Raw genomic sequence first — 22202 nt, 5'->3', positions numbered from 1 at the left:
GGGACTTATTCGCTGGTCGGATTAGTAAACCCCAACCTCGCTGCCGGGTTGCGCCGCAACCTTAAGCAGTTTGAAGGCGTAATCCGCCGCAGATCGGAAACAGACCACGCGGAAGGTCTGATCGTCGTCCATCCAGAAGGCACCCGCCACTTGAGCAAGACGCGAGCGGCGGATTTGGCCGGGCTGGAACATATCCGTCGAAAAATCGACCGGAGCGACCTTGCCCATCACCTCGCGCGCTGATGCGCCCGAGACGCGGAACACGGCGCGCGCATCCGAGACATTGACTGCAAGCGCGTGCGTGCCGCCGAGCACATTGTTCATTGCGCTCAGCTTGGCTTCGACCTCGGTATAGGGCACCAGCACCAGCAACTCATCGGGCGACATCCAGCAAACACCGGTATCGCCGTCGACCAGAGCCTCACGCTGACCGGGCACTTTCTGACCCGCGGCATCCTTGACGGCTTTGATCAGCACTTTGTCCTTCAGGTTTCCGCGCAGGGTGATCATCCCCTGCAGGCCGCATTCCTCGACCTTGGCGATGCCATCAAAGCTTGCGTGGTTCAGTGCGCTGATGGGTTCAGACATTCTGCTTCTCTCCGTCTTTGTCGAAGAAGATCGGGTCCACGATCTTGGCTTTGTAGGTTTTGTCGTCCGTGCCCGGGAACTCGACAATCTCACCCATCCGATCGGGGCCGTGCTTGATGAGGCCCATCGCGATGCCCTTGCCCAGATTGGCCGAGTAGTAGGTCGAGGTGACGCGCCCGATCACGTTGCGCTGACCGTTGGCATTGACGCCCTCGCCCACCGCATATGCGCCGTCGGGAATGACGGAACCATCCACAGTCTCAAGCCCGACCAGTTTCCAGCGGTCGGGGTCCGCCATATGACTGCGCAAATGGGCGCGCTTGCCCAGGTAGTCCTCTTTCTTCTTGGACAACGCCCAGTTCAGGCCCAGATCCTGCGGGATCACGGTGCCATCAGTCTCGTCGCCGATCATGATAAAGCCCTTCTCGGCCCTAAGGATGTGCAGACACTCGGTACCGTAAGGCATCACGCCGAACTCTTTCCCGGCTTCCATCAAGGCATCCCAGAAGGCTTGTCCGTGGCTCGCCGCAACGGCGATCTCATAAGACAGTTCACCCGAGAAAGAGACGCGATAGGCGCGGCAGTCGAAATCCCCGATCTTGCCATCGCGCCACTCCATGAAGGGCAGAGCCTCTTTGCTGACATCCATGCCCCCCAGTTTCTCAAGCACCTTGCGGGCGTTGGGGCCGACAACAGCGATTTGAGCGTACTGCTCGGTCACATTGGCGACATAGACTTTCCAGTCCCACCATTCGGTTTGCAGCCATTCTTCCATGTGACCGTGGATGCGTTCCGCTCCGCCAGTGGTGGTGTGGCACAGCCAGGTGTCATCGTCGATCCGGGCAACAACGCCGTCATCGATAAGAAAGCCGTTTTCCGAGCACATCAGGCCATAGCGGCATTTGCCGACCTTCAGCGTCGACATCATGTTGGTGTACATCATGTCGAGGAATTTGCCCGCATCCGGACCTTTGACGATGAGCTTGCCCAAGGTCGAGGCATCCAGCAGGCCGAGGTTTTCGCGGGTATTTTTTACCTCGCGATTCACGGCATCATGCACGGACTCACCGGGGCGGGTATAGGCGTAAGTCCGACGCCAATGGCCGACCGGTTCCCAATCCGCGCCGTTCTTATCGTGCCAGTCGTGCATCGGCGTGCGGCGGATCGGCTGGAACACTTCGCCACGCGCTTCGCCGCCAATCGCCCCCATCGAGATCGGCGTATAGGGTGGCCGGAACGTGGTGGTTCCGACCTTGGGAATTTCCGCGTCCAGCGCATCGGCAAGGATCGCCAATCCGTTGATATTGCTCAGCTTACCTTGGTCCGTGGCCATACCCAGCGTAGTATAACGCTTGGTGTGCTCAACGCTTTCATACCCTTCGCGGGCGGCGAGTTGAACGTCAGACACTTTGACGTCGTTTTGAAAGTCCAGCCACGACTTCATGCGCAGTTGAATGTCGGCATTGGCGGGCATGAGCCAGACAGGTTCCATCGCCGCTTCTTCGGTGGCGTCACCGCTTGGGGCCTTCGTGTTCTTGGGCTTGTGACCGGCGGCCTTCGCGGCGGCTTTACCCGCAGCATGCGCATCGGTCAGAACGTCGCCCAAAGCCAAGGGACCGTTGGCCGAGCCTGCGGCGACCACAAACCCGTCGCCATCCGCACCCAGCGGGGGGCGCTTGGGGTCGGGACGGAAATGCGCGTTGGCCTCATCCCAGATCAGCTTGCCACCACAATGCGACCACAGGTGAACGACCGGAGACCAACCGCCCGACATGGCGACCGCATCACAGTCAACCTCTTCCCGCGCGCCGCCGATACCGTCCTGGTTGCACAGCTCGACCTTCTTGACACGCTTACCGCCTTTGACCTTGGCGATGGCTTTGCCGGGGTCGACACGGATACCCAGTTGCCGGGCTTCCTCGGCCAGCAATCCGGCACTGGAGCGGGCATCGACAACGCGTATGACATCCACACCGGCCTGTTTCAGCGTAATCGCCGTGCGGTAAGCATCGTCGTTGTTGGTGGCGATGATCACGCGATCTCCCGGGGTCACACCCCAGTTCACGACATAGTCGCGCACGGCCGACGCCAGTATGACACCGGGCACATCATTGCCTGCAAAGGACAAAGGCCGCTCGATCGCGCCGGTCGCGGTCACAACTTGTTTCGCGCGGATGCGCCATAGGCGATGGCGCGGACCCTGAGCACCCGGCGCATGGTCTGTCAGACGCTCATACCCCAGCACATAGCCATGGTCGTAGACACCCGCCCCCATGCAGCGATTGCGCATGGTGACGTTGTCCATTGTTTCGAGTTCAGAAACCAATTGTTCCACGAACTTATCCACAGGCTCGTCACCAACGGTTCCGCCATCGACCGGGGCGCGGCCACCCCAATGGGCGGTCTGCTCGATCAGCAGCACCTTGGCCCCCGACGCCGCCGCCGCCTTTGCCGCCTGCAAACCCGCAATACCGCCGCCGATGACCAGAACATCGGTGAAGGCGTAGAAGTGTTCATATGTGTCCGCGTCTCTGGAGTCTTTGTCGGGCGCTTTGCCCAGGCCCGCAGACTGGCGAATGAAGGGTTCGTAGACGTGCTTCCAGAACGGCTTGGGATGAATGAACATCTTGTAGTAGAAGCCTGCCGGCAGAAAGCGCGACAGATGCGTGTTGATCGCGCCCACATCGAATTCCAGGTTCGGCCAGTGGTTCTGTGAGACTGAGGTCAAACCGTTGAAGAGCTCAGTTGTGGTGGCACGCTGGTTCGGCTCGAACCGGTTCCCCTGCCCCAGACCGACCAGCGCATTCGGCTCCTCCGCACCGCTGGCGACAACGCCGCGCGGACGGTGGTACTTGAACGATCGGCCCACCATCATCTGGTCATTGGCCAGCAGCGCCGAAGCCAGCGTATCGCCCTCAAAGCCCTGCATCGAGGTGCCGTTGAACGTGAAGGTAACCTTTTTCGACCGGTCGATCAGGCGACCATGGTTTGCGAGACGGGTGCTCATTTATGCGTACCTTTCGCAGGTGGAGGCGTCGGAGCCTCCGGCGGGAGTATTTTTGAAAAGATGAAGCATCAGGAGAATTCTCTCCACGTCCAGCCCGGGTGCTTGGCATTGATGGCGTCTATGACCTCTTGCGGCGGTTCGGTGGTTTGCGCCGGATAAGTTCCGTACACTTCCATCGTTTCAGTATCGCGGGCCGCGATGAACCATTTTCCGATGCCATAGCTGTGCAGCCAGAGTTCGAAATGCACGCCCCTGGGGTTCTCGCGCGTGAACATATAGGTCTCGAAATCTTCATCCGATGAGCCGGGACCAAAGCGTTTGCGATGCGCCTCGCCACCGCAGTTAAGTTCGGTTTCATCCAACAGAGCGCCGGTGAACGGGCATTTGAGTGTCAGCATATCGCGGTCTCCTTGAAGACGCTGTCTTGAGACATCTGGGAATAGGCGTAGAGCGGCGGCATCAGTGCGCCACCCCGGCGGCGACACTTTCGTCGATAAAGCGGCCTTCTCTGAAGCGGTCGAGCGTGAAGGCTTCGGTCAATGGCGAATGGCCCGTGGCCATCAGCTGTGCCATCCCCCAGCCCGAACCCGGAATGGCCTTGAAGCCGCCCGTGCCCCAGCCGCAGTTGATAAAGCAGCCGCCAAGTGGCGTTTTAGACAGGATCGGAGACCGGTCGCCTGTCATGTCAACGATCCCGCCCCATTGGCGCAGCATCTTGAGCCGTGAGATCATCGGGAAGGTTTCGACCAGCGCGCGCACGGTTTCCTCGATATGGTGGAAGCTGCCGCGCTGGGTGTAGTTGTTGAACCCGTCGGTGCCACCGCCGATCACCATCTCACCCTTGTCGGACTGGCTCATGTAGCCGTGAACGGTGTTGGCCATTACGACCACATCCATGCAGGGTTTGATCGGCTCGGACACGAGCGCCTGCAGCGCCACGGATTCCAGCGGCAAACGGAAGCCCGCCATGTCGGCCAGTTGCCCTGAATGGCCCGCAACGACGATCCCCAGCTTGTCGCAGTCGATCGCGCCCTTGGTGGTGTCGACACCAATCACGCGCCCGTTTTCGGAGCGAACACCGGTGACTTCGCATTTCTGGATGATGTCCATACCCATGGCCGAGCAGGCGCGCGCATAACCCCAGGCGACAGCATCATGGCGCGCGGTGCCGCCGCGTTCCTGCCACAGCGCCCCCAGCACCGGGTAGCGCGGCCCGTCTATGTTGATGATCGGCACCAGTTCCTTGACGCGTTCGGGTCCGATCCATTCGGTCTGAACACCTTGCAAGGCGTTCGCATGCGCCGTGCGCTGATAGCCGCGGATTTCGTGCTGGGTCTGCGCCAGCATCATTACGCCGCGCGGGCTGAACATAATGTTATAATTCAGTTCCTGGCTGAGGTCCTCATAAAGGCTGCGCGCCTTTTCGTACATCGCTGCCGATGGGTCCTGCAGATAGTTTGAGCGGATGATCGTCGTGTTCCGTCCGGTGTTGCCACCGCCCAGCCAGCCCTTTTCGATCACGGCCACATTCTGGATGCCGTAGTTCTTGCCCAGGTAATAGGCGGTCGCCAAACCGTGGCCGCCCGCACCGATGATGATGACGTCATAACGCTTTTTGGGCTCGGGCGAACGCCAGGCGCGTTCCCACCCGGTGTGATAGCGCAGCGCTTCGCGCGCCACAGCAAAGGCTGAATAGTGTTTCATGAGCGAATCCATCCGGTTCGGTGATTGAGCGCAGATATGCAGTGTAGGCGCATTTTACCTGTGCCGCGCAACGTCACAATATCGCAATATTGCGACATGGGTGCGGTTCGCGGCCTTTTGCCCCTTTTTTCGGCAGCCCGGCAGGTCTAAGTCAGGGCAACGGCTCCGGAGGATCAATGACGTTCTGGGTAATTTCTTTGCTTATCGCGCTTTTGATCGCGTTTTTTCTGGCGATGCCTTTGTTGCGCCGGCGGCAATCGGGCGCGCCGACCACCAACTACGATCTGCGCGTCTATCGCGAGCAACTGGCTGGCGTTGATCGGGATTTGGCCCGTGGCGTAATTGCAGACGCGGACGCCGAGAGGGTGCGTACCGAGATATCGCGGCGCATTCTGGCCGCTGATGCAAAAGCGCAGGGTGAAGCCGATGCCGGTGGGCCGTCTCGCACCGTATCCGTGATGGGGATGCTTTTGGTTGCGGCCATCCTGGTTGGCGGCGCTTATGCCCTGTATCGTCAGATCGGGGCTGCGGGATTTCCCGACATGCCGTTGTCCGCCCGTTTGGAGATGGCCGGAGATTTGCGCGAAAACCGCCCCAGCCAATCCGAGGCCGAAGATATGGCCACGCCGCCGCCATCGCCGACACTCGACGAAAACTACGCCAGTTTGCTGGAGCAATTGCGCGAAACGGTTGCAGGCCGTCCGGATGACATTCAAGGCCACATGCTTTTGGCACAGCACGAAACCAATGCCGGAAATTTTCGTGACGCGTATCAGGCCCAAAGCCGGGTCATCGAGTTGTCAGGCGATGCGGCCTCGGCCGACGTCTATTCCGATATGGCCGAAATGATGATCCTGGCTGCTGGAGGCTACGTGTCGCCCGAAGCGGAAGACGCCTTGCAACGGGCGCTGGACCGCAATCCGCATCTTGGGCCAGCACGTTATTATTGGGGTCAGATGCTGGCGCAGACCGGGCGTCCTGACCTTGCCTACCGCATTTGGGTAGACACATTGCGTTCCGCGCCGCCGGGCGCGCCATGGGCCACGGCAATTCGGGCACAGATCAACGAATTGGCGTTTCGCGCCGGCGTATTCAACGCGCCGGACCTGAGCGTCGAGCCCGCAGCGCCCGGCCCGTCGCAAGAGGATGTACAAGCCGCAACCGAACTGTCGCCGCAAGAGCGGCAAGAGATGATCCTTGGCATGGTCAACCGGTTATCGGACCGACTGGCCACCGAGGGCGGCGCGCCCCAGGACTGGGCGCGTTTGATTGCTGCCCTCGGCGTTCTGGGCGAAACTGAACGCGCCACCAATATCCGCGATGAGGCATTGGGCGTGTTTGCCGGGAATGAAGCGGCACTTGAAATGATCCGGGCTGCGTCGCAACAGGCAGGGTTGAACCCGTGATACACAACGCGTTCGAGGATTTCGCCGCCGCCCTGCCTCAGATGACGGCGCTGATGGGTCTGGATTTGGGTGACAAAACAATCGGCGTTGCCGTTTCCGATCGGATGCGCACGGTGGCCAGCCCGCTGGAGACTGTGCGGCGCAAGAAATTCACGCTGGATTCTGCGCGGCTTATGGAAATCGCAAACGACCGAGAGATTGGCGGCATCCTGTTGGGTTTGCCCATGAACATGGATGGATCGGAAGGGCCGCGTTGTCAGTCGACCCGCGCTTTTGCACGGAACCTGACCCGCTTGACCGATCTGCCCATTGGGTTTTGGGATGAAAGGCTGAGCACAGTTGCGGCAGAAAAAGCACTGCTTGAGGCGGATACGACACGAAAACGTCGCGGACAGGTTATTGATCACGTTGCGGCCGGTTATATCCTTCAGGGAGCCTTGGACAGGTTGCGCTTTCTTTGACGGATCGGAACACGCTGATGACGAATATGGTTTGGAAACGGAACGAGGTCGAAAGCCCTTGTATCCAGATCTGCGTCGTCCACCCGACCGAGCGCATCTGCACCGGCTGCTACCGCACGATTGATGAAATTTCGCGCTGGTCCAAAATGGACAGTTCTGAGCGCGCCGAGATCATGCAGGAATTGCCCAATCGCAAGCCCCGTCTTTCCAAGCGGCGCGGCGGGCGCGCTGCGCGCCTGAACGGCTCCTGAGCCAAAAACCAGGCTCATTGCGCGTTTTGTTGGTCAACGTCGGGATGCGCCAACTTTTCACTGGCTTGCAATTCTTCTCTGAACAACTCCGCCAATTCGGTTCGCGCTATCGTCTTTTTTCCGTTGGCCGCAGGGTCCAATACCCTGTTTGAGTTTGCGCGTTCACATGAAATGCGCCGCGCAAACAGGTGTTTCCAGAAAGAGCGCAGCGCCATTCAGCCTTCCAAAACAGGTTATTCAAGCACCGCCATGGACGCGATCCCGGGCTTCGAGGGGGAAAAGCCCAAGTGTCTGAAGTGAGTGAGCGGCGAGCCACGGCGGTGCAAAACGGTTTTCATTTCGGCCCCCCAAAAACCGAAGGTTCATTGGGCGGTGTGGAGAATTTTTGACTGACTGGTCAAGAAAACGCCAGCGGAAAATCCCGTTCCGTTACGTCATGCAAGAAATCAAAAATACGCTTGAAATTCAGGGTTTTGTTTCCTGCACGTAATGCGATTGATCGTTACCCTGCTGCCAGCCATGACTTGGCATCTTGGATCTCGTCCGAGGGGAAAAACTCGGTTCGCGCTCCTAAAACATGACTGGCCATCCGCTGCGCCATCTTCTGCCAACTTTTGTCACCAACAATGGCTGCGCGATCCAGCATACCCACGTGGCCAGCGGCCAATCGGAAATGCGCCGCAAGCGCCGACAGGCCTTGCCACCCGTCAAATTCCCGAAGGTCAATCAACAGGCGAAACCCATCGCGATTGCTGAGCAACGTGTCCAGATCGGATCGTGCCTGGCTGTACTCTTCGGAATCCAATTTGCCCATGAGACTGACCTGCACGCATGGGCCACCCAGGTCAATTACATGGATCGCACCCAGCGATTCACGAATCCAACGACGGGCCGTTTCAATCTCGTCCATCGAAAAGACCTGAACCGGGCATGGAAGAATGGGTGCCGCCAAACGGACACTTGTTTGCACCCAGCCCAGATCCGCCACAACGCCGATCCGGTCAAATCCACGCCAATGGCTCAGCCCCAGCTTTGTATCGGACCATGCCGCACCAAGATCATAGCCTTTGAACTCTGGCGTCACGATGGCAAGCAGCCGTACGGCGTCGTGGTCCTTCAATGCCGCCTCGATTGCGGGAACAAGGGTGTTCGCATAATCCGTGCTCGTCACCTTTCCCGACAACTCGACCTCAATCAGGGCTCCGTCGGAATTCGTTTGAACCGTAATCATCAAAATACCCTCCAGATCCATGCAATGGCAGAAGGTTACGGGGATTCGAGCCACTGCGCTACTCCGCCCGGCATCTCGGGGCGAAAATAGGCAATCATACGTCCTTCAGGCCCGGCGCTGGCGTACTCGCCCCACGGTGCGACACCATGCAGGCAATGGCGATGCAGAACGTATGCCTCGCCCGGGACCGCGGGCAATTCGATGCGCGGACAACTGTCAAAAACCGCACGTCGGGCGGTCTGATAGACGCTTGTCACATCTGTTCGGCCCCAATCCTGCCGCGGTACTTTCGCCAACGTCTCGCGAAATGCGGCGCCCAGAATTTTATGGCTCCCGTCCCAAACCACAAGCGGCGCGGCATCCGCGCTGGCAGTCGTCAAGGGAATGCCCAGAATCCACGCATGGGGCTCGTCGATATGCCTCCTGCGGTCTGGCCCGGTTGGTTTGAGGCCGTCCACATGTGCGGCGTCGCGCTTGGCTCGATAACGGGTCGCGGCCTCGCCTTCCCCACGTCGAGGCTTTGGATAGCCCGGATAGATCACCGACACCTGCGCCTTGTGCAAATCGATCGGACCATAGAGCTGAGTGACAAATTCCAACGCGCTTCCTGACAAGGGCCGCGACCCGGCAACCCGCCCTGCCCCATCGTTTTCCAGCGCATCGACGCCAACGAACCACGTGCCCTCACACTCGTGCCAATGGGCGTGGCGCGGATCGACCACTGCCGCCTGTGCCGCCGGCAGGACATCAGCCACCCATTGGGTCAGTTCCGGATCATCCGAAAACGTTTTCCATCCTTTTTCGTGAAACGCGCCTACCATCCCAGCGCCTTGCGCAGCATATTCAGCGCAACAAGGGTCAGGAAGACCGCAAAAACCCGCTTGAGGGGTTTGGGGTCCATCGCGTGCGCCAGTTTCACACCCCAAGGCGCGGTAATCATCGTCATCGCGATTATGATGAAGAAGGCAACAAGATTCACCGCGCCAATTGTCAGCGGCGGTCGATGCTCGGGCGCGATGCTGAGGAACAAAAACCCCAGCACCGATGGCACCGCGATAATCACACCAAAACCCGCCGCAGTTGCGACAGCCCTGTGGATCGGGGTGTTATAAAGGCTCATCAACGGCACGCCAAAGCTGCCACCGCCTATGCCCATGAGTACCGACAGGAACCCAACGGACGGCGACAACGCCGCGCGGCGCACTCCCTTTGGCATGGCCTCACCCAGTCGCCATTCGGATTTTCCAAGGCCCAGATAGACCCCGATGACCATGCCCAACACGCCGAACAGGGCTTGCAATATCTCGGTCCGCAAAGACGAAGCGACCAGAACGCCGGCAATTGCCCCGATTGCAATTCCGGGGCCCCACCCGCGCAGAATGTCCCAATCAACTGCGCCCTTCTTGTTATGGCTCATCACGGACCGGATCGAGGTGACAATGATCGTGGCCAAAGACGTTGCCAGACACATCTGCATCAACTGCGGACCGCCATACCCAAGTGTCTGAAAGGCATAAAAGAACGCGGGCACCAGAACGATCCCTCCGCCGACGCCAAGCAATCCGGCCAGAACCCCGGCAAATGCGCCGATCACAAGCAAAAGGCCCAGCATCTGGGCCAGCAACATCGTCTCGGTCATTCCTCCCCCATCCCGGCCAAAGGCCGATTTAGACCGCTGTATCCACTTGCGACAGAGGTAACACGCTTTCCAACGCGCGCAACACCACTTCGGGGCCCGCGTTCGCCTGAACGGCGCCTTCGGACAACGTCCGGCGCCAGGCGCGGGCGCCGGGGCGTCCGGCAAACAGGCCCAGCATATGCCGCGTGATCTGATGCAACCGCCCGCCCTCAACAAGGTGGCGTTCGATGTAAGGGATCATTTTCTTTGCGACATCGAACGGATCTGCGGTTTGTCCCACACCAAAAATCTGACGATCAGCGTCTGCCAGTATGTCGGCGGGCTGATGATAGGCCGAGCGTCCGATCATCACACCGTCCAACCCGGCGTCCAGATGGTCGTGCGCCTGTTTCAACGACGTGATTCCGCCGTTGATCGAGATATGAAGATCGGGGAATTCCTCTTTCATGCGATGGACCAGAGCATAGTCCAGCGGCGGAATATCCCTGTTCTCTTTCGGACTGAGACCCTTCAGCCATGCCTTTCGCGCATGAACGGTCACACGCCTGCACCCCGCCGCGCTAATTTTCTCAAGAAAATCAGGCAATGTCTTGGTTGGGTCCTGATCATCAACACCAATGCGGCACTTGACCGTCACATCGACATCAACCGCCTCCTGCATGGCGCTGACACAGTCCGCCACGCGCGCAGGCTCTTTCATCAACACCGCACCAAACGTACCCGATTGAACCCGATCCGAGGGGCAACCGCAGTTCAGGTTGATCTCGTCATAACCCGCGTCAGCCCCCAAAGCTGCGGCCTTCGCCAGTTCGGCGGGATCGGACCCACCCAGCTGCAGCGCCACCGGGTGCTCTTGCGGGCTGAACTCCAGCAAATGCAGCGCCCCGCCCCGCACCAAAGCAGGCGCTGTCACCATCTCGGTATACAGCAACGCCTGCGCACTGAGCATCCGGTGGAAGTAGCGACAATGGCGATCGGTCCAGTCCATCATCGGGGCAACGCTTAGACGTGCACTGCGTTCCTGTATTTTTGTATTTTTGTCAGACACTTACCTGATCCTTAAGTGTTCTAAATGCGCGTTTACCATAGAACCGCAACCACATTAACCCGAATTTCGGAGGAAATGCGACATAGGCCCGCGGCGGAGGGGCCAGTGCCACCTCGGTGGTCTATCAAGCAACATTCCACAAATGGTCCTGCTTTCTCTGAAAGTCATGGTAATCGACGCAGTTTCGGTAGAGGTCGAAAAACCCAGGTGTTTTGCAAGGCACAAAACAGCTTACCGACTCCACCACGGGCACACCTCCGCGAAAACTATCTCTATCGGCTAATTCCGCCTTTTGCTCAAGGTGATCCGCCAGACAGGGCGGCACGAGAACCCTCCATTCACGATCAGTTTAAAGCGCTAAAATCTAATGGGTGACCTTGCGCATAAATTCTTTGGCGAACTCATTGGCGTCGTGGTTAAGTCTGATCTAAGGCTACGAGATCGATTCCTCAGTTCTCTGTTTTGCGGCTAGAACGAACTTCTAGTATGTGTAAGTCAAATGCACTATGGGACGGATATGCAATCAGATCGTTTTGTCGCCGCGACCCGGGAAAAGCGGCTCACCAAAATTTTCCAGATCGGATTCAACAAATGCGGCACGCGAACATTTCATAGTTTTATGGAAAGAAACGGCATCCCGTCGACACATTTTCGCCGGGGCACCTTGGCGACGACCATGAAGGCGAACATCGAAAGTGGTTTCGCGCCGCTCAATGGTATTGACCGATGGATCGGATACACGGACGTTCATTATGTCGGAAAAAGACACGGAGTAATCGAAGGCGCCACGTTTTTTCGGGAACTGGCACGCTATTACCCTCGCTCGTATTTTGTGTTGAACTTACGAGACAAAGAGAAATGGCTGAAAAGCCGAAGCAGGCACGGTGAAAACGAGCACTATGGAGAGCGCTATCGGCGCGCAATGGGGTTTTCGACGCTCGAAGCAACAGTTGATTACTGGTCCAAACTTTGGGACCAGCATTTGGACGATGTAACAACCTTTTTTTCCAATCAGCCCTATCGATTTCTGAGTTTCAATATCGAACGGGACGACCCGCAGAAACTGAGCGACTTTCTTGCACCGGATTTTGATACAGACCCGACTTTTTTTACCCATGTCGGAAAAACGGATCCGGACGGGTCCACCGAGCGCCAAGATTCAGATGTAGGAAGCGTCGATGTTGAGCAACGCCAGCGATCGTGGCAGTCATCCTGAGCCAATCGGACTTTACTGAATGCGCGCTTTGATCGTCACAACAGTTCGGGATGAGGGTTCGTTTTTTCTGGAGTGGCTGGCCTACCACAAGGCTATCGGCTTCACGGACTTTCTTGTCTTTTCCAACGATTGCAGCGATGGCACGGACAGGATGCTCGACCGTCTGCAAGACTTGGGCCAGATCGTGCACAAACCAAATCCGAAGCGGGGCAAGAAGGCCGTTCAGTGGCAAGCTTTGAACAGAGCGTCCAAACATCGCTTGTTCAAGGAGGCTGATTGGGCCCTTGCAACCGATGTCGACGAATTTCTTCTCATCCATGCTGGTCAAGGAAAACTGGAAGACTTGATCGCAACCAAACCGGATGCAACGGGTTTTGCCATAGCATGGCGATTGTTCGGAAATTCCGGTCAACTTCACTACGAAGATAGGCCAATTACGCAGCAGTTTCTCAAAGCCGCTCCCGAAGGCATGCTCTGGCCGTGGCGGGCTATACAGTTCAAATCCCTGTTTCGGTGCGACGGCACATATTCCAGGTTTGGCGTGCACCGCCCGCGCGATCCCGACCCAGCGGCACAGGCATCAAGCCGCTGGTATGATGGTAGCGGACACTTGCTGCGATCCTTCCCCGGCCCCATGACCCTGATCCCGGGTTTCCACAATCAATACAGATTGGCCCAGATCAATCACTATTCCCTTGGTTCTGTCGAAAGCTTCCTTGTCAAAATGGCGCGTGGGCGGGCAGTTCATCAGCACGAGTCCATTGGTCTGTCATATTGGATCGACCGCAACTATGTGTCCGAAAACGATCCGCGACTATGGGACCGTTTCGGGGATGAAATAACCGAGCGCCGCAAAGAAATGCTGGATGATGAAGTGTTGCGAGACCTCCACCTTGCAGCAGTGGCATGGCGACACGCCCGTATAGAGGCGCTTATGCAAACACCGGAAGCCGTTTACCTGTCCGCCCGAATTCGCCAAATCGGCCCCAGCAAAGTTCTGCCCCGGAACGAACAGCAAGAGCTGTTTTCACAACTCATCAAGGCGCGCCAGCGGCGAAGCATTGAGAACAAGTCCGGATCCCGACCGGCTGGGAACACGTAGAAACTGAACTGGCAATACCACGCATTTTCAATTCCGGCACGCTGCATTAACATCAACCGAGCATCGTTGACAGTGTGGCCACGTTTTTGGAGCCGAAATTCTTGTTGTTACCGAAAGGGCTAGCCAAGGAATGCGACTTTTCCTTCTGATCGATCCACTTACCCCGGATCAACCGGATGATCTTAGACGACTAAACCGGTCGGATTCTGGTTCCATTGTTATGGCTGGAAGGCGAGTCGGTCGCGAACTGATGCAAACCGCAGAAGGGGACGCTGTGGAATCGTTTCCGATGCGCCTTGCGCAAAGTATCGCGCAAAACCGGCCCGGTTGCGTCATCTTGAATGCTCCGGCTCTTGGAAAAACCCTAACCTCTGAGGAACAAATCAACCGACTGGCCAGCACGCTTTTGACTCTGGCCGCCGATATTGTCGTGATTTCAGTCAGCCCCGAGGAACGGGCAATCTGGCAAAATGGGTTTGGGTCTGATGCCGTTTCGACCCCTGAAGAGTACAAGGCAGACTTAGCAATTTTCACAGACCCAGGCGCGACCAAGTCGGAAATCCGCTCAGAAAACCCGTATACCGATAGGTCTGCTTTCAACATCCCGTCTCTTTACGCGCCGCGTAACGATATCGTCGGGTTCGACGAAACCAAACCGCTGCCGAATACAACCCAGATGGACCATGCACCCATGCAAGGTACATCCGGCGTCGTGGTCATTGCATGTATGAAGAATGAAGGCCCCTACATTCTTGAGTGGCTGGCCTACCATCAAACTATCGGCGTGCATCACTTCGTGATCTACTCCAACGATTGCAGCGACGGCACGGATGAGATGCTGGACCGTCTTCAGGAGTTGGGCTTCGTAACCCATGTGCGAAACGACCAATGGAAAGGCAAGTCCCCGCAGCAACACGCACTCAACAGAGCCCTAAAGCTGAAAGTTGTTAAGGAAGCAGAATGGCTTATTCACATTGATGCTGACGAGTTCATCAATATTCGGACCGGCAACGGCACGTTTCAAAACTTGCTAGACAAGCTCCCGCCAGAGACGACCAACATCGCCATGACATGGCGGCAGTTTGGCAATGCTGGCGTAAGCGATTTTCAGGACCTTCCGGTGATTGAGCAATTTGACCGTTGTGCCCCATCTTATCTACCCAAACCGCACACCGCTTGGGGGTTCAAAACCGCGACCAAGAATATCGGTGCCTACACGAAGTTAAGCTGCCATCGCCCCAACAAAGTGCGCAGCCAAATGGCGGACCAGGTGTTTTGGGTTAACGGCTCCGGCGATCCGATAGAAGCCGCCAAATCGGACAAGGTTTGGCGCTCTGACATTAAGCGTATAGGTTACGACCTGGTGCAGCTGAACCACTATGCACTTCGGTCGCTGCAGGCGTTTCTAATCAAGCGGCAACGCGGCCGGGCTTTGCATGTGGACCGAACAATTGGCGCAGCATATTGGGTTCGCATGGATTGGAATTCCTATCAGGATATCAGTATCAAGCGAAACCTGCCCAGATGTCTGGATGCGCTTGCCAAGCTCAAGGCAGATGGTGAACTGGAGCGGCTCCATAACAAAAGCGTCCGTTGGCACAAAAACAAGATAAACGAACTTATGGCTGTTGAGGAGTTCAGAGACCTGCACGACGACATTCGTGCCATCGAGTTGACGGATCAGGAGCGAATTGAGGAATTCAAGCGGTTGGGTGTCGATTAATTATGCATCCAATTAGGCAAGTGTGGGCAATTTTCATTGTCGAAACCAAATGTGACCACGACCTTCAAAAACGATCCCGCAGCCGGAATTCCACATTGTAAGCGTTTCGAATCGAATCTGACGAACATGAGGTTATAACTGCAATGGCAAAAGTAGGTTTTCTATTGTCGACCGGACGCACTTCGACGCAAAACATTGGGTCTATTGCCGCTAGGTCGCATCCTACAGCAATTATCGAGCACGAAGGCCTGGGGCCAAATTATTATTCACGAAGAGTGTTCCGTCGCCCGAAAGCATTCGCTGCAGCTCTCGGAACCAACATTGCAATGCAAAGAAAGCTAATAGAAATTGAAGACGCGCTTGCCGTTGGCATTTCATATCTGGACGTTGGGTGGCCAGCGTTTGCATGGCTTCCGTACTTAAGCAAACGTTTCGCGGGTTCTTTCGCCTTCGCACACCTCGTTCGGAACCCTTTTCAAGTCGCGGCATCACTCACGACGCACGGACTTTTTTCACCAACCATTCGAAACGGGAGGCAGTTCGAGCGAAGGTCCATGATTCACACAAGCGACCCCATTTTATATAATCACGAGATTGCTAAAGAGGGAATGGAGTTTAGCCCCTTCGAACGGAACTTGTTTCATTGGCTAGAACTCAATCAATACTTGCTTGAGCAGCACGACAAAGAGGGTTTTTTGGGATTGTTTCGCTTTGAAGAGCTATACGAAGAAGGCCCAAATGATATTAAAAAGCTTCTCGACGGTTTTCTTGGGGAGGCAAAATATGACCTTAGTACGCCGCCAGTAGACAACATCCAGCGAACACTGCCTGAAAAAATTGCCTCGCCAAATTCAAAACTTGTAGCTGCCGTCTTTGAGCTGGCTACCTCCTTAGGCTACTCAGAACATGAACTGCGAGCCTCTGCCGATTTAGATGCTCTGAATAAGCGCTATGCAAGCACTCGCAAACCAGGTTCCAATTAGAGCTTCATTTTTGGCTCAACACCATTCGGTTAACAGGTAGCCGAAGACTTGAGCTAGGTTTGAAGTGTCTTCGTTGTCATTATGTTACTAACAAGATCAAAAGCGAATACGATCATCGTTCAAAAGTAAATTCTTCGTCCTAACTTCTACGGCTTCATCGCGGAAATTGCCCTATCGGACAAACCCAGCCATCATACTAGTATGGGTTTCGTTGCGTATATCGCCAATTGAGGACAGTCTTTTATATAAAACGCCGATAGTGTAATAGTTTTTGATGTCAATGCCGCCGCCCTTAACATACCGAAGACACCTCGCTTAACACTCGCTCGCCCATGGGCACTTTCGTTGAAAGTTCTGCTAATTATACGCTAAACACTAACGCAACCGATTTCACTTTGCAGCCAACTGTGGTGCGCACCGCTTCGTTTCAAAAGCTCCACTCTTTGTTCATCAAAGATATAAATCGTCTCATAAATTTCTTTCAATGCAGCCTCCGGATCGCTGGCGGAAAAAGCGTTTTCGAAATGTGCCTTGATTCTGGGCGTAAAGCCTCGCGAACTCAGCCTCCATTCAACCTTTTTTCTCCAGTTCAGAAATCCACCGTCTACAAAGTGCAACAACCAGGCACCCTCGTCGGGACCAAGTGTTACCTCTGTCAACTCGACGCCGCCTTCGCCCCAGGCATCATGCTGTCGCAGAGCGGACAATTGAAGACCTGTGCGAATGGCCACTTTTCCTATGTTGTGGCCAACCAGACCGCCGCGTTTGCGAAATCCCGGGTATAGTTCACCATACAACCCTCGCATTCCCCAAGGCCTGCCGCCCGGTCGGCGCACGTGAAAATTCAAGTCGTCGTCTGGTGTCTGAATGGGTTCAACAGGACGAAACCTGACTTTCTGAACGTCGCCATCTTGTCTGTTCAACTCGAACGCAAGATTGCGCCCGTCGAGGTGAACAAGCTCGTCGCCGTCCACATTTAAGAACCAGCCCTTCGGACTTGCCTGATACGCAAACTTCATTGCCGCGTTTTGACGAAGTGTGAAACGGTCCTTTGCGTTGGCACCAATACCACCCCAAAAACTGGCATCACAGCGCGTGCACGTAACGCCTTGATGGTCCTTTACGGCGTCAATTGCAGGATCCAAAGGGTCATCAAAAAAAAGATGTATCCGATCGGCACCCGCTTGCATGTACCAATCAATGAACCGGGCAAGTATTTGCACGGGTTCACTTACGATCGCGCCAACTGTCAACATATCGTTCTGCGGCTTTTCACGGCTAAAGCTCTTTGACACATGTCCAAACCAATCTGGTGGAAAGGTCGTTCTGCTTAACAAAGCCCGTTTCGGTTAAAATCGATTTGCAACGTTGCATTCCGGCGCGACCATATACCTTCGGGTGAAACTCAATCACAACGGCTCGGATCCCAGTCAAATCTGCGTTCTCGAGAAACTCCAGCTCGCCGCCTTCGATGTCCGAAATCAGGACCGTCGGAGATAACTCACTTTTTATGTCTTCGAAAGCAACTGTTGGTACTTCGACCTCCCGTGTCGTCTTTCGCGCAGCAGGAAGCAGAGAGGACCCTAAGAACGAGTTGTGCAGAAAAAATGTCATGGACTCTGCTCTGACGGAATCTGAAACAACCAATTGGTTTCGAACTTCGATCCGATCATTCACGCCATTCAGGCGATATAATTCTTGTACATGCGGTATGAGGTTCGGGTTGGCCTCAAAAGACAGAATACGTTCAGGTTGGGCCAACAAAGCACATGCCCCGCCAACCACACCAAGACCGGCACCGAGCTCCAAAACTCTGTCAGAATTCTTAACGACGGCAAGCGCGCCGTGAATTTCGGTTGCTTCATAGCGACCTGCATTGATACGTTCAGCCCGACGCTCGTTCATAAATGGGGAATGCGGAACCTTCAGGCCGGAAAAATTTGCAGCAATTTCAGAGTGTTTTGTCATATGGTCCCTGTGCCAAAAACGCTGCTTTGGTTCCGTTCCACCTAAAGTAAACAATCAGCTTAAAGCATCAACTGGTTTGATCAGGAAATTGATGTTCGTCGAATACCGCTGAACCTGCCAACTCACTTCATAAGAACGCATCTCACACCAACCTTGGAAAGCTGAGGTGTTTTCTACATCAACCTCGACAAAGAAGATCGGTTTGCAGCGTTCAAGAATTTTCTCAAAGCCGCTCAGGACCTTCATTTCCATTCCCTCTACGTCGATCTTAACAAAGTCTGGCGAAACGTCAGCGAACAGGTCATCAGCGCGAAATACGTCGATATCTCCATCCCCTTCCAGCATTTTTGCAGCTCCCAAGTTTCGTTTTCTTGGCTCCATTCCGAACCCGCTGTGCGCTTCGTCCGACAGGCCGCATCCAAGTCTGGTAAGATCAACTTTGTCCTGAATGCCATTGAGCAGTACGTTTTGAACCAGCAGGCGCCAGGCCAATGGGTTTGGCTCGATCGGAATGACCTTGCTTGCCGCCAGTATCTTCGCAAAGTACAACGTGTGGTTGCCTACATTCGCGCCTATGTCCAAAATCGTCGCGTCGTTGCTTACGTATTTTGATATTTCCGCCAGATCTTCCGCTTCGTAAAACTGGCCCTTTCTATGAACGCGCTGAATTGGATCTCGGATTAAATCCGTGCAGAACTTGACCGCAACATCGTTGATTGTGGCATGTGTGATCATAACAGGCTGGTCGTCGTGGTACGCACCCTTTTGGATATCCTCAAGAACCAAGCCAATGTCCCTGCTCATCGCGCTCTCCATTCCTCGCTTCCAGAAACGTTCAAAAGGTATTTTACGCTTTTGAATTGGAACAGGCGTCACAGGTTTTTTAGCGATAGTCAAACCTTTGAATCACAGAGGTCGGAAGCACGTGTTGCTCAGCCGAGGCGATTGACCCTATCCAAGTCTTGGACCTTTGCCAGCATGCGTCGTGCCGCGGCTATTGATCGACGGGCCCTGACCTCCTCTTTCGTAGCTCTTTTCGATTTCCACATCTGACATCGTCGACTTGACGGCTTATTCAACTGAAAAATATTTCGCCAGGCCAAACTGCCTGGCACGAGATGTCTGCATCTGCGAACAGCGAAGGCAAAACCTCTTCGGCTTGATCTGGTTCATTCAGAGCGAATGGCATGGTAGATCGCGTGGCAAACCAGAGCCCGACAGCCTGCGACGAAACCGTCGGCAGAAAGAGTTGCCTTTGCCATTCATTAAAAGTCGTGGTGTGCCTAATCGGTTGGCAGTCAGAGTTAGGTATCCACGATTTGGTCTATCAGGCCAGCGAGGTTGGCCTGAGAGATCTGCTGCTTATCCTTGCGATAGGAATCAATTCTACTGCTGATCTGATATAGCTCGGCGTCGCTTATGGCACCAATCTGGTCCAGTTCCTCCGCCAGCGAACTGGTGCTGGGCAAATGCGGGATCGAATAACAATCAGATGTGTCCCCTCCCATCGACATTGGAAGAGAAAATCCGCTTGAGGCGAAAACCGACGACGTAACTTTATTGCGCCGGTACTGATCAAAACCTGGCTTGATAAGTGCCAAAAGCACCGTCGCGTTTCGGAACGCGGCCATAACCGACGCGTGCGGCACCTGTCCCTGCCCGCCCAACGGCAGGGCAAAGACACGATCCTGCAGGCGGTTTTCAGAAATTTCCTGGAGCACAGTATCCCGATCTGCGCCGCTTGATGGCAGGATAAATTCAAGCGCATCCCAGGATGAACGTCGCTCTTTCAAAACGTCGATCAGCCCTTTGTAGTTGCGTGTGCGTAGGTTTAGGTTTCCGGGTATTACGACGCTGCGCCGCTTCGATGGACGATATGGCGCGCGTGTTGCGCTGAAAAAGTCGCAGTGGAACTCGCTGACCTTTTCAGCATATCGACCGCCAATTTTCTCGAACAGCGTGGCAGAAACATGATCGGCAAGCGTCAGGAAAGCGAATTGATTTAAATCCAGTGTTTCCGAATAGACAGCGTCCGCTACATATTGGTCAACATTGTGGATCAAGGCGATCACCGGCTTGCCGCAACCTCTGGCCCAATTCGCGGCAGAAGGACGGTTGAAGCTGTTCATCACGATAAAATCCACGTCTTCCGACAGAATTTCGGACTCCACGTCTCCGGGCCAACTCTCAACCGAGGGCGGGGTGTCGGACTTGGCCTTGAAACCGGTGTATTTTATCTCGGCATCAAGTTCAGGAAACTCAGAAAAAATATCACCCCGGACGCGCCGAATGCGCCTGTTGAGAAACACCTTGGGCCTGTATCCTAGCCGATTTAGGATATTGATTAACGAAGGAATTACCTCCTCATGGCGGGCTTCGAATTGGACGATGGAACAGGTTTTCATTGGCTTTCCCGGATCAAGTCAGAGAAGCCATACTAAAAGTCTGCACAGGTGTGAATTGATCTTAAGCGTGACCCGTTCAGAGTAGCACACCAACCACTTTCGCTTTGCTTAATCCCTCGGAGTGGATATGTGGAAATTCAGGAAACAAAAAAGTCTGCACAAGCAATGTCCCAAGACGTGCCCTTTAGATCACCCCCATGGAAAAGAAATGGTTGGTCCGGGAACTTGAGACGGGTTGATAATGCGGTTGTCGTACCTTCCAACGAGCGCTCGTTGGTGCAACCTAGCGGCGTGTTTGACGATCACGGTCGTTATTGTCACGACGCGGTGCTATGGCGCGCGAAACCGTTGATGGAACCGCCGCCAATACCCAGCCCCGACGACATAACGGAAAACCTTCCGGGGCATTGGATGTGGGGCGGCGTCATGCTCAACCACTTTGGGCATTTCCTTCTGGAGACGCTGGGGCGAACTTGGGGCATTGATGCTGTCCCTGAGCCGCTGGATGGTATCCTGTTCGTGGCCAAGCGCGGGAACGAGAGTGCGACAAGCCCATTGCTGCGCTCTGATCCCAGCGGCGAAGGCGTTTTGAATCCGTTTCAGAAACGGCTTTTCGAACTCTTTGAGATCGATGTTCCGATCTGTCTGGTTCAGGCACCGATCTCTGCGCAACACCTTTGGATACCGGGCCAAGGGTTCGGGATGGGCCGTCTGGCCACCGGGACCGAAAAGTTCCGTAACTTTGTCGAGACGCGGTTCGCGCACGGTATTCAAGCGGACGGACCAGAGAGGCTGTATATTTCCAGATCCGCTTACGGTGCCCGCCGCGGCGGCGTTGTCGGAGAAGTTCACATTGAATCACATTTGGCGGAAGCAGGATACGAGATTTTCCATCCACAGAAACACTCCGTCGAAACCCAGATCGCCCGGTACAAGGCAGCGCGTCAGATCGTAGCGCTTGATGGGTCTGCCTTACATCTGTTGGCTATGGTCGGGTCCAAGCGACAGCAGGTTGCAATGATCCGTCGTCGATCATCCGTGATCAGCAATGGGATTGTCAGCCACATGACGTCTTTTATGGGGCGCGAACCAATTGTAATCGACGCCATCAAGACAAACTGGATTCGAAGCGATCGTCGCCGAGTGGACCGTTTTTCAATGGGTGAACTGGATATCGAAGAAATTGGGCGCACTCTGGTGGCGCGGGGGTTGCTCGAAAGCTCTGAAAACTGGAAAAATATCAATATTGAGGAACGAGATCAGTTCTTTCGGGATATCGAAAGCACAGACGGCCTAACATTCTTTTGCGCTTAGGTATCCGTCTCGCGGATATAAGAATGGGTTTGTAGGCTCGGCTACAAGGCCGACCGCCCGCATCTGGTTCTTCGAGAGAACAAGCATCCCAAGACTAAGGGATTCATCTGAATTGGCGACACTCGCGTCTCGAAGATCGGGTCAAAAACCTAGAAG

General features: G+C 55.3%; 20 protein-coding genes. 8 read left to right on the top strand and 12 right to left on the bottom strand.

Going from position 1 to position 22202, the window contains the following annotated elements; genetic code table 11:
- Positions 1-21 precede the first annotated feature (21 nt).
- The 4 genes from RA28_RS13450 to RA28_RS13435 all read right to left on the bottom strand — a co-directional run bounded on the left by RA28_RS13450 (position 22) and on the right by RA28_RS13435 (position 5299).
- Entirely contained in the window at positions 22-588 is a 567-nt protein-coding gene (locus RA28_RS13450) for a sarcosine oxidase subunit gamma (RefSeq protein ID WP_039529758.1), read from the bottom strand.
- Entirely contained in the window at positions 581-3595 is a 3015-nt protein-coding gene (locus RA28_RS13445) for a sarcosine oxidase subunit alpha family protein (RefSeq protein WP_039529756.1), read from the bottom strand. Before RA28_RS13445 ends, RA28_RS13450 begins: the two co-directional genes overlap by 8 nt.
- 68 nt (positions 3596-3663) lie before the next feature.
- A complete protein-coding gene (locus RA28_RS13440; protein ID WP_039529753.1) occupies positions 3664-3993 on the bottom strand; it encodes a sarcosine oxidase subunit delta in 330 nt (109 codons plus the stop codon).
- A gap of 61 nt (positions 3994-4054) precedes the next feature.
- Positions 4055-5299: a sarcosine oxidase subunit beta family protein gene (locus RA28_RS13435; RefSeq protein WP_039531548.1), complete on the bottom strand. Its 1245-nt coding sequence runs from the start codon at positions 5297-5299 to the stop codon at positions 4055-4057.
- Between the two features lie 176 nt (positions 5300-5475).
- Between RA28_RS13435 and ccmI the strand changes: the two genes are divergently transcribed.
- From ccmI to RA28_RS13420, 3 genes are read left to right on the top strand one after another with little or no spacing between them, the layout of a single operon-like run.
- Positions 5476-6705 carry a c-type cytochrome biogenesis protein CcmI gene (gene ccmI, locus RA28_RS13430; RefSeq protein WP_039529750.1) on the top strand — a complete coding sequence of 410 codons (1230 nt, stop codon included), beginning with the start codon at positions 5476-5478 and terminating at the stop codon, positions 6703-6705.
- A complete protein-coding gene (gene ruvX, locus RA28_RS13425) occupies positions 6702-7166 on the top strand; it encodes a Holliday junction resolvase RuvX (RefSeq protein WP_039529748.1) in 465 nt (154 codons plus the stop codon). Before ccmI ends, ruvX begins: the two co-directional genes overlap by 4 nt.
- Before the next feature lie 17 nt (positions 7167-7183).
- Positions 7184-7417, top strand: coding sequence for a DUF1289 domain-containing protein (locus RA28_RS13420; protein WP_039529746.1), 234 nt, complete (start codon positions 7184-7186; stop codon positions 7415-7417).
- A 502-nt stretch (positions 7418-7919) separates the two neighbouring features.
- On the opposite strand, the gene RA28_RS13410 is transcribed toward RA28_RS13420, so the two are convergent.
- The 4 genes from RA28_RS13410 to dusA are packed head-to-tail and all read right to left on the bottom strand — an operon-like array spanning position 7920 to position 11335.
- Positions 7920-8702, bottom strand: a complete 783-nt coding sequence (locus RA28_RS13410; protein ID WP_241481140.1) for an STAS/SEC14 domain-containing protein — start codon at positions 8700-8702, stop codon at positions 7920-7922.
- Positions 8684-9469, bottom strand: coding sequence for a hypothetical protein (locus tag RA28_RS13405; RefSeq protein ID WP_039529741.1), 786 nt, complete (start codon positions 9467-9469; stop codon positions 8684-8686). Before RA28_RS13405 ends, RA28_RS13410 begins: the two co-directional genes overlap by 19 nt.
- On the bottom strand, positions 9463-10287 hold the full coding sequence (locus tag RA28_RS13400) for a sulfite exporter TauE/SafE family protein (RefSeq protein WP_039529738.1): 825 nt from the start codon (positions 10285-10287) through the stop codon (positions 9463-9465). Before RA28_RS13400 ends, RA28_RS13405 begins: the two co-directional genes overlap by 7 nt.
- 28 nt (positions 10288-10315) lie before the next feature.
- A complete protein-coding gene (gene dusA / locus RA28_RS13395; RefSeq protein ID WP_275041378.1) occupies positions 10316-11335 on the bottom strand; it encodes a tRNA dihydrouridine(20/20a) synthase DusA in 1020 nt (339 codons plus the stop codon).
- A gap of 499 nt (positions 11336-11834) precedes the next feature.
- Between dusA and RA28_RS13390 the strand changes: the two genes are divergently transcribed.
- The 4 genes from RA28_RS13390 (at position 11835) to RA28_RS13375 (ending at position 16359) form a co-directional block, all read left to right on the top strand.
- Positions 11835-12551: a sulfotransferase gene (locus tag RA28_RS13390; RefSeq protein ID WP_039529732.1), complete on the top strand. Its 717-nt coding sequence runs from the start codon at positions 11835-11837 to the stop codon at positions 12549-12551.
- Between the two features lie 19 nt (positions 12552-12570).
- A complete protein-coding gene (locus RA28_RS13385) occupies positions 12571-13653 on the top strand; it encodes a glycosyltransferase family 2 protein (protein ID WP_039529730.1) in 1083 nt (360 codons plus the stop codon).
- Positions 13654-13903: 250 nt separating this feature from the next.
- Positions 13904-15376, top strand: coding sequence for a glycosyltransferase family 2 protein (locus tag RA28_RS13380; protein ID WP_052261462.1), 1473 nt, complete (start codon positions 13904-13906; stop codon positions 15374-15376).
- Between the two features lie 143 nt (positions 15377-15519).
- Complete coding sequence (locus tag RA28_RS13375) at positions 15520-16359, top strand: hypothetical protein (RefSeq protein WP_152612087.1); 840 nt, start codon at positions 15520-15522, stop codon at positions 16357-16359.
- A 368-nt stretch (positions 16360-16727) separates the two neighbouring features.
- Here RA28_RS13375 and RA28_RS13370 read toward each other — a convergent pair whose 3' ends face one another.
- The 4 genes from RA28_RS13370 to RA28_RS13355 form a co-directional block, all read right to left on the bottom strand.
- Complete coding sequence (locus tag RA28_RS13370) at positions 16728-17615, bottom strand: glycosyltransferase family 2 protein (protein WP_052261461.1); 888 nt, start codon at positions 17613-17615, stop codon at positions 16728-16730.
- 22 nt (positions 17616-17637) lie between these two features.
- Positions 17638-18381, bottom strand: a complete 744-nt coding sequence (locus RA28_RS13365; RefSeq protein ID WP_241481138.1) for an FkbM family methyltransferase — start codon at positions 18379-18381, stop codon at positions 17638-17640.
- Positions 18382-19203 carry an FkbM family methyltransferase gene (locus tag RA28_RS13360; RefSeq protein ID WP_193747405.1) on the bottom strand — a complete coding sequence of 274 codons (822 nt, stop codon included), beginning with the start codon at positions 19201-19203 and terminating at the stop codon, positions 18382-18384.
- Positions 19204-19631: 428 nt separating this feature from the next.
- Entirely contained in the window at positions 19632-20498 is an 867-nt protein-coding gene (locus RA28_RS13355; protein WP_206539636.1) for a hypothetical protein, read from the bottom strand.
- Between the two features lie 525 nt (positions 20499-21023).
- On the opposite strand from RA28_RS13355, the gene RA28_RS13350 reads away from it, so the two are divergent.
- Complete coding sequence (locus RA28_RS13350; protein WP_206539635.1) at positions 21024-22046, top strand: glycosyltransferase family 61 protein; 1023 nt, start codon at positions 21024-21026, stop codon at positions 22044-22046.
- Positions 22047-22202: the final 156 nt, after the last annotated feature.

The sequence above is a fragment of the Ruegeria sp. ANG-S4 genome (assembly GCF_000814005.1).
Taxonomy (GTDB): Bacteria; Pseudomonadota; Alphaproteobacteria; order Rhodobacterales; family Rhodobacteraceae; genus Ruegeria.
Note: the sequence above shows the minus strand (reverse complement) of the source record. Positions and strands in the feature narration are given on the sequence as shown.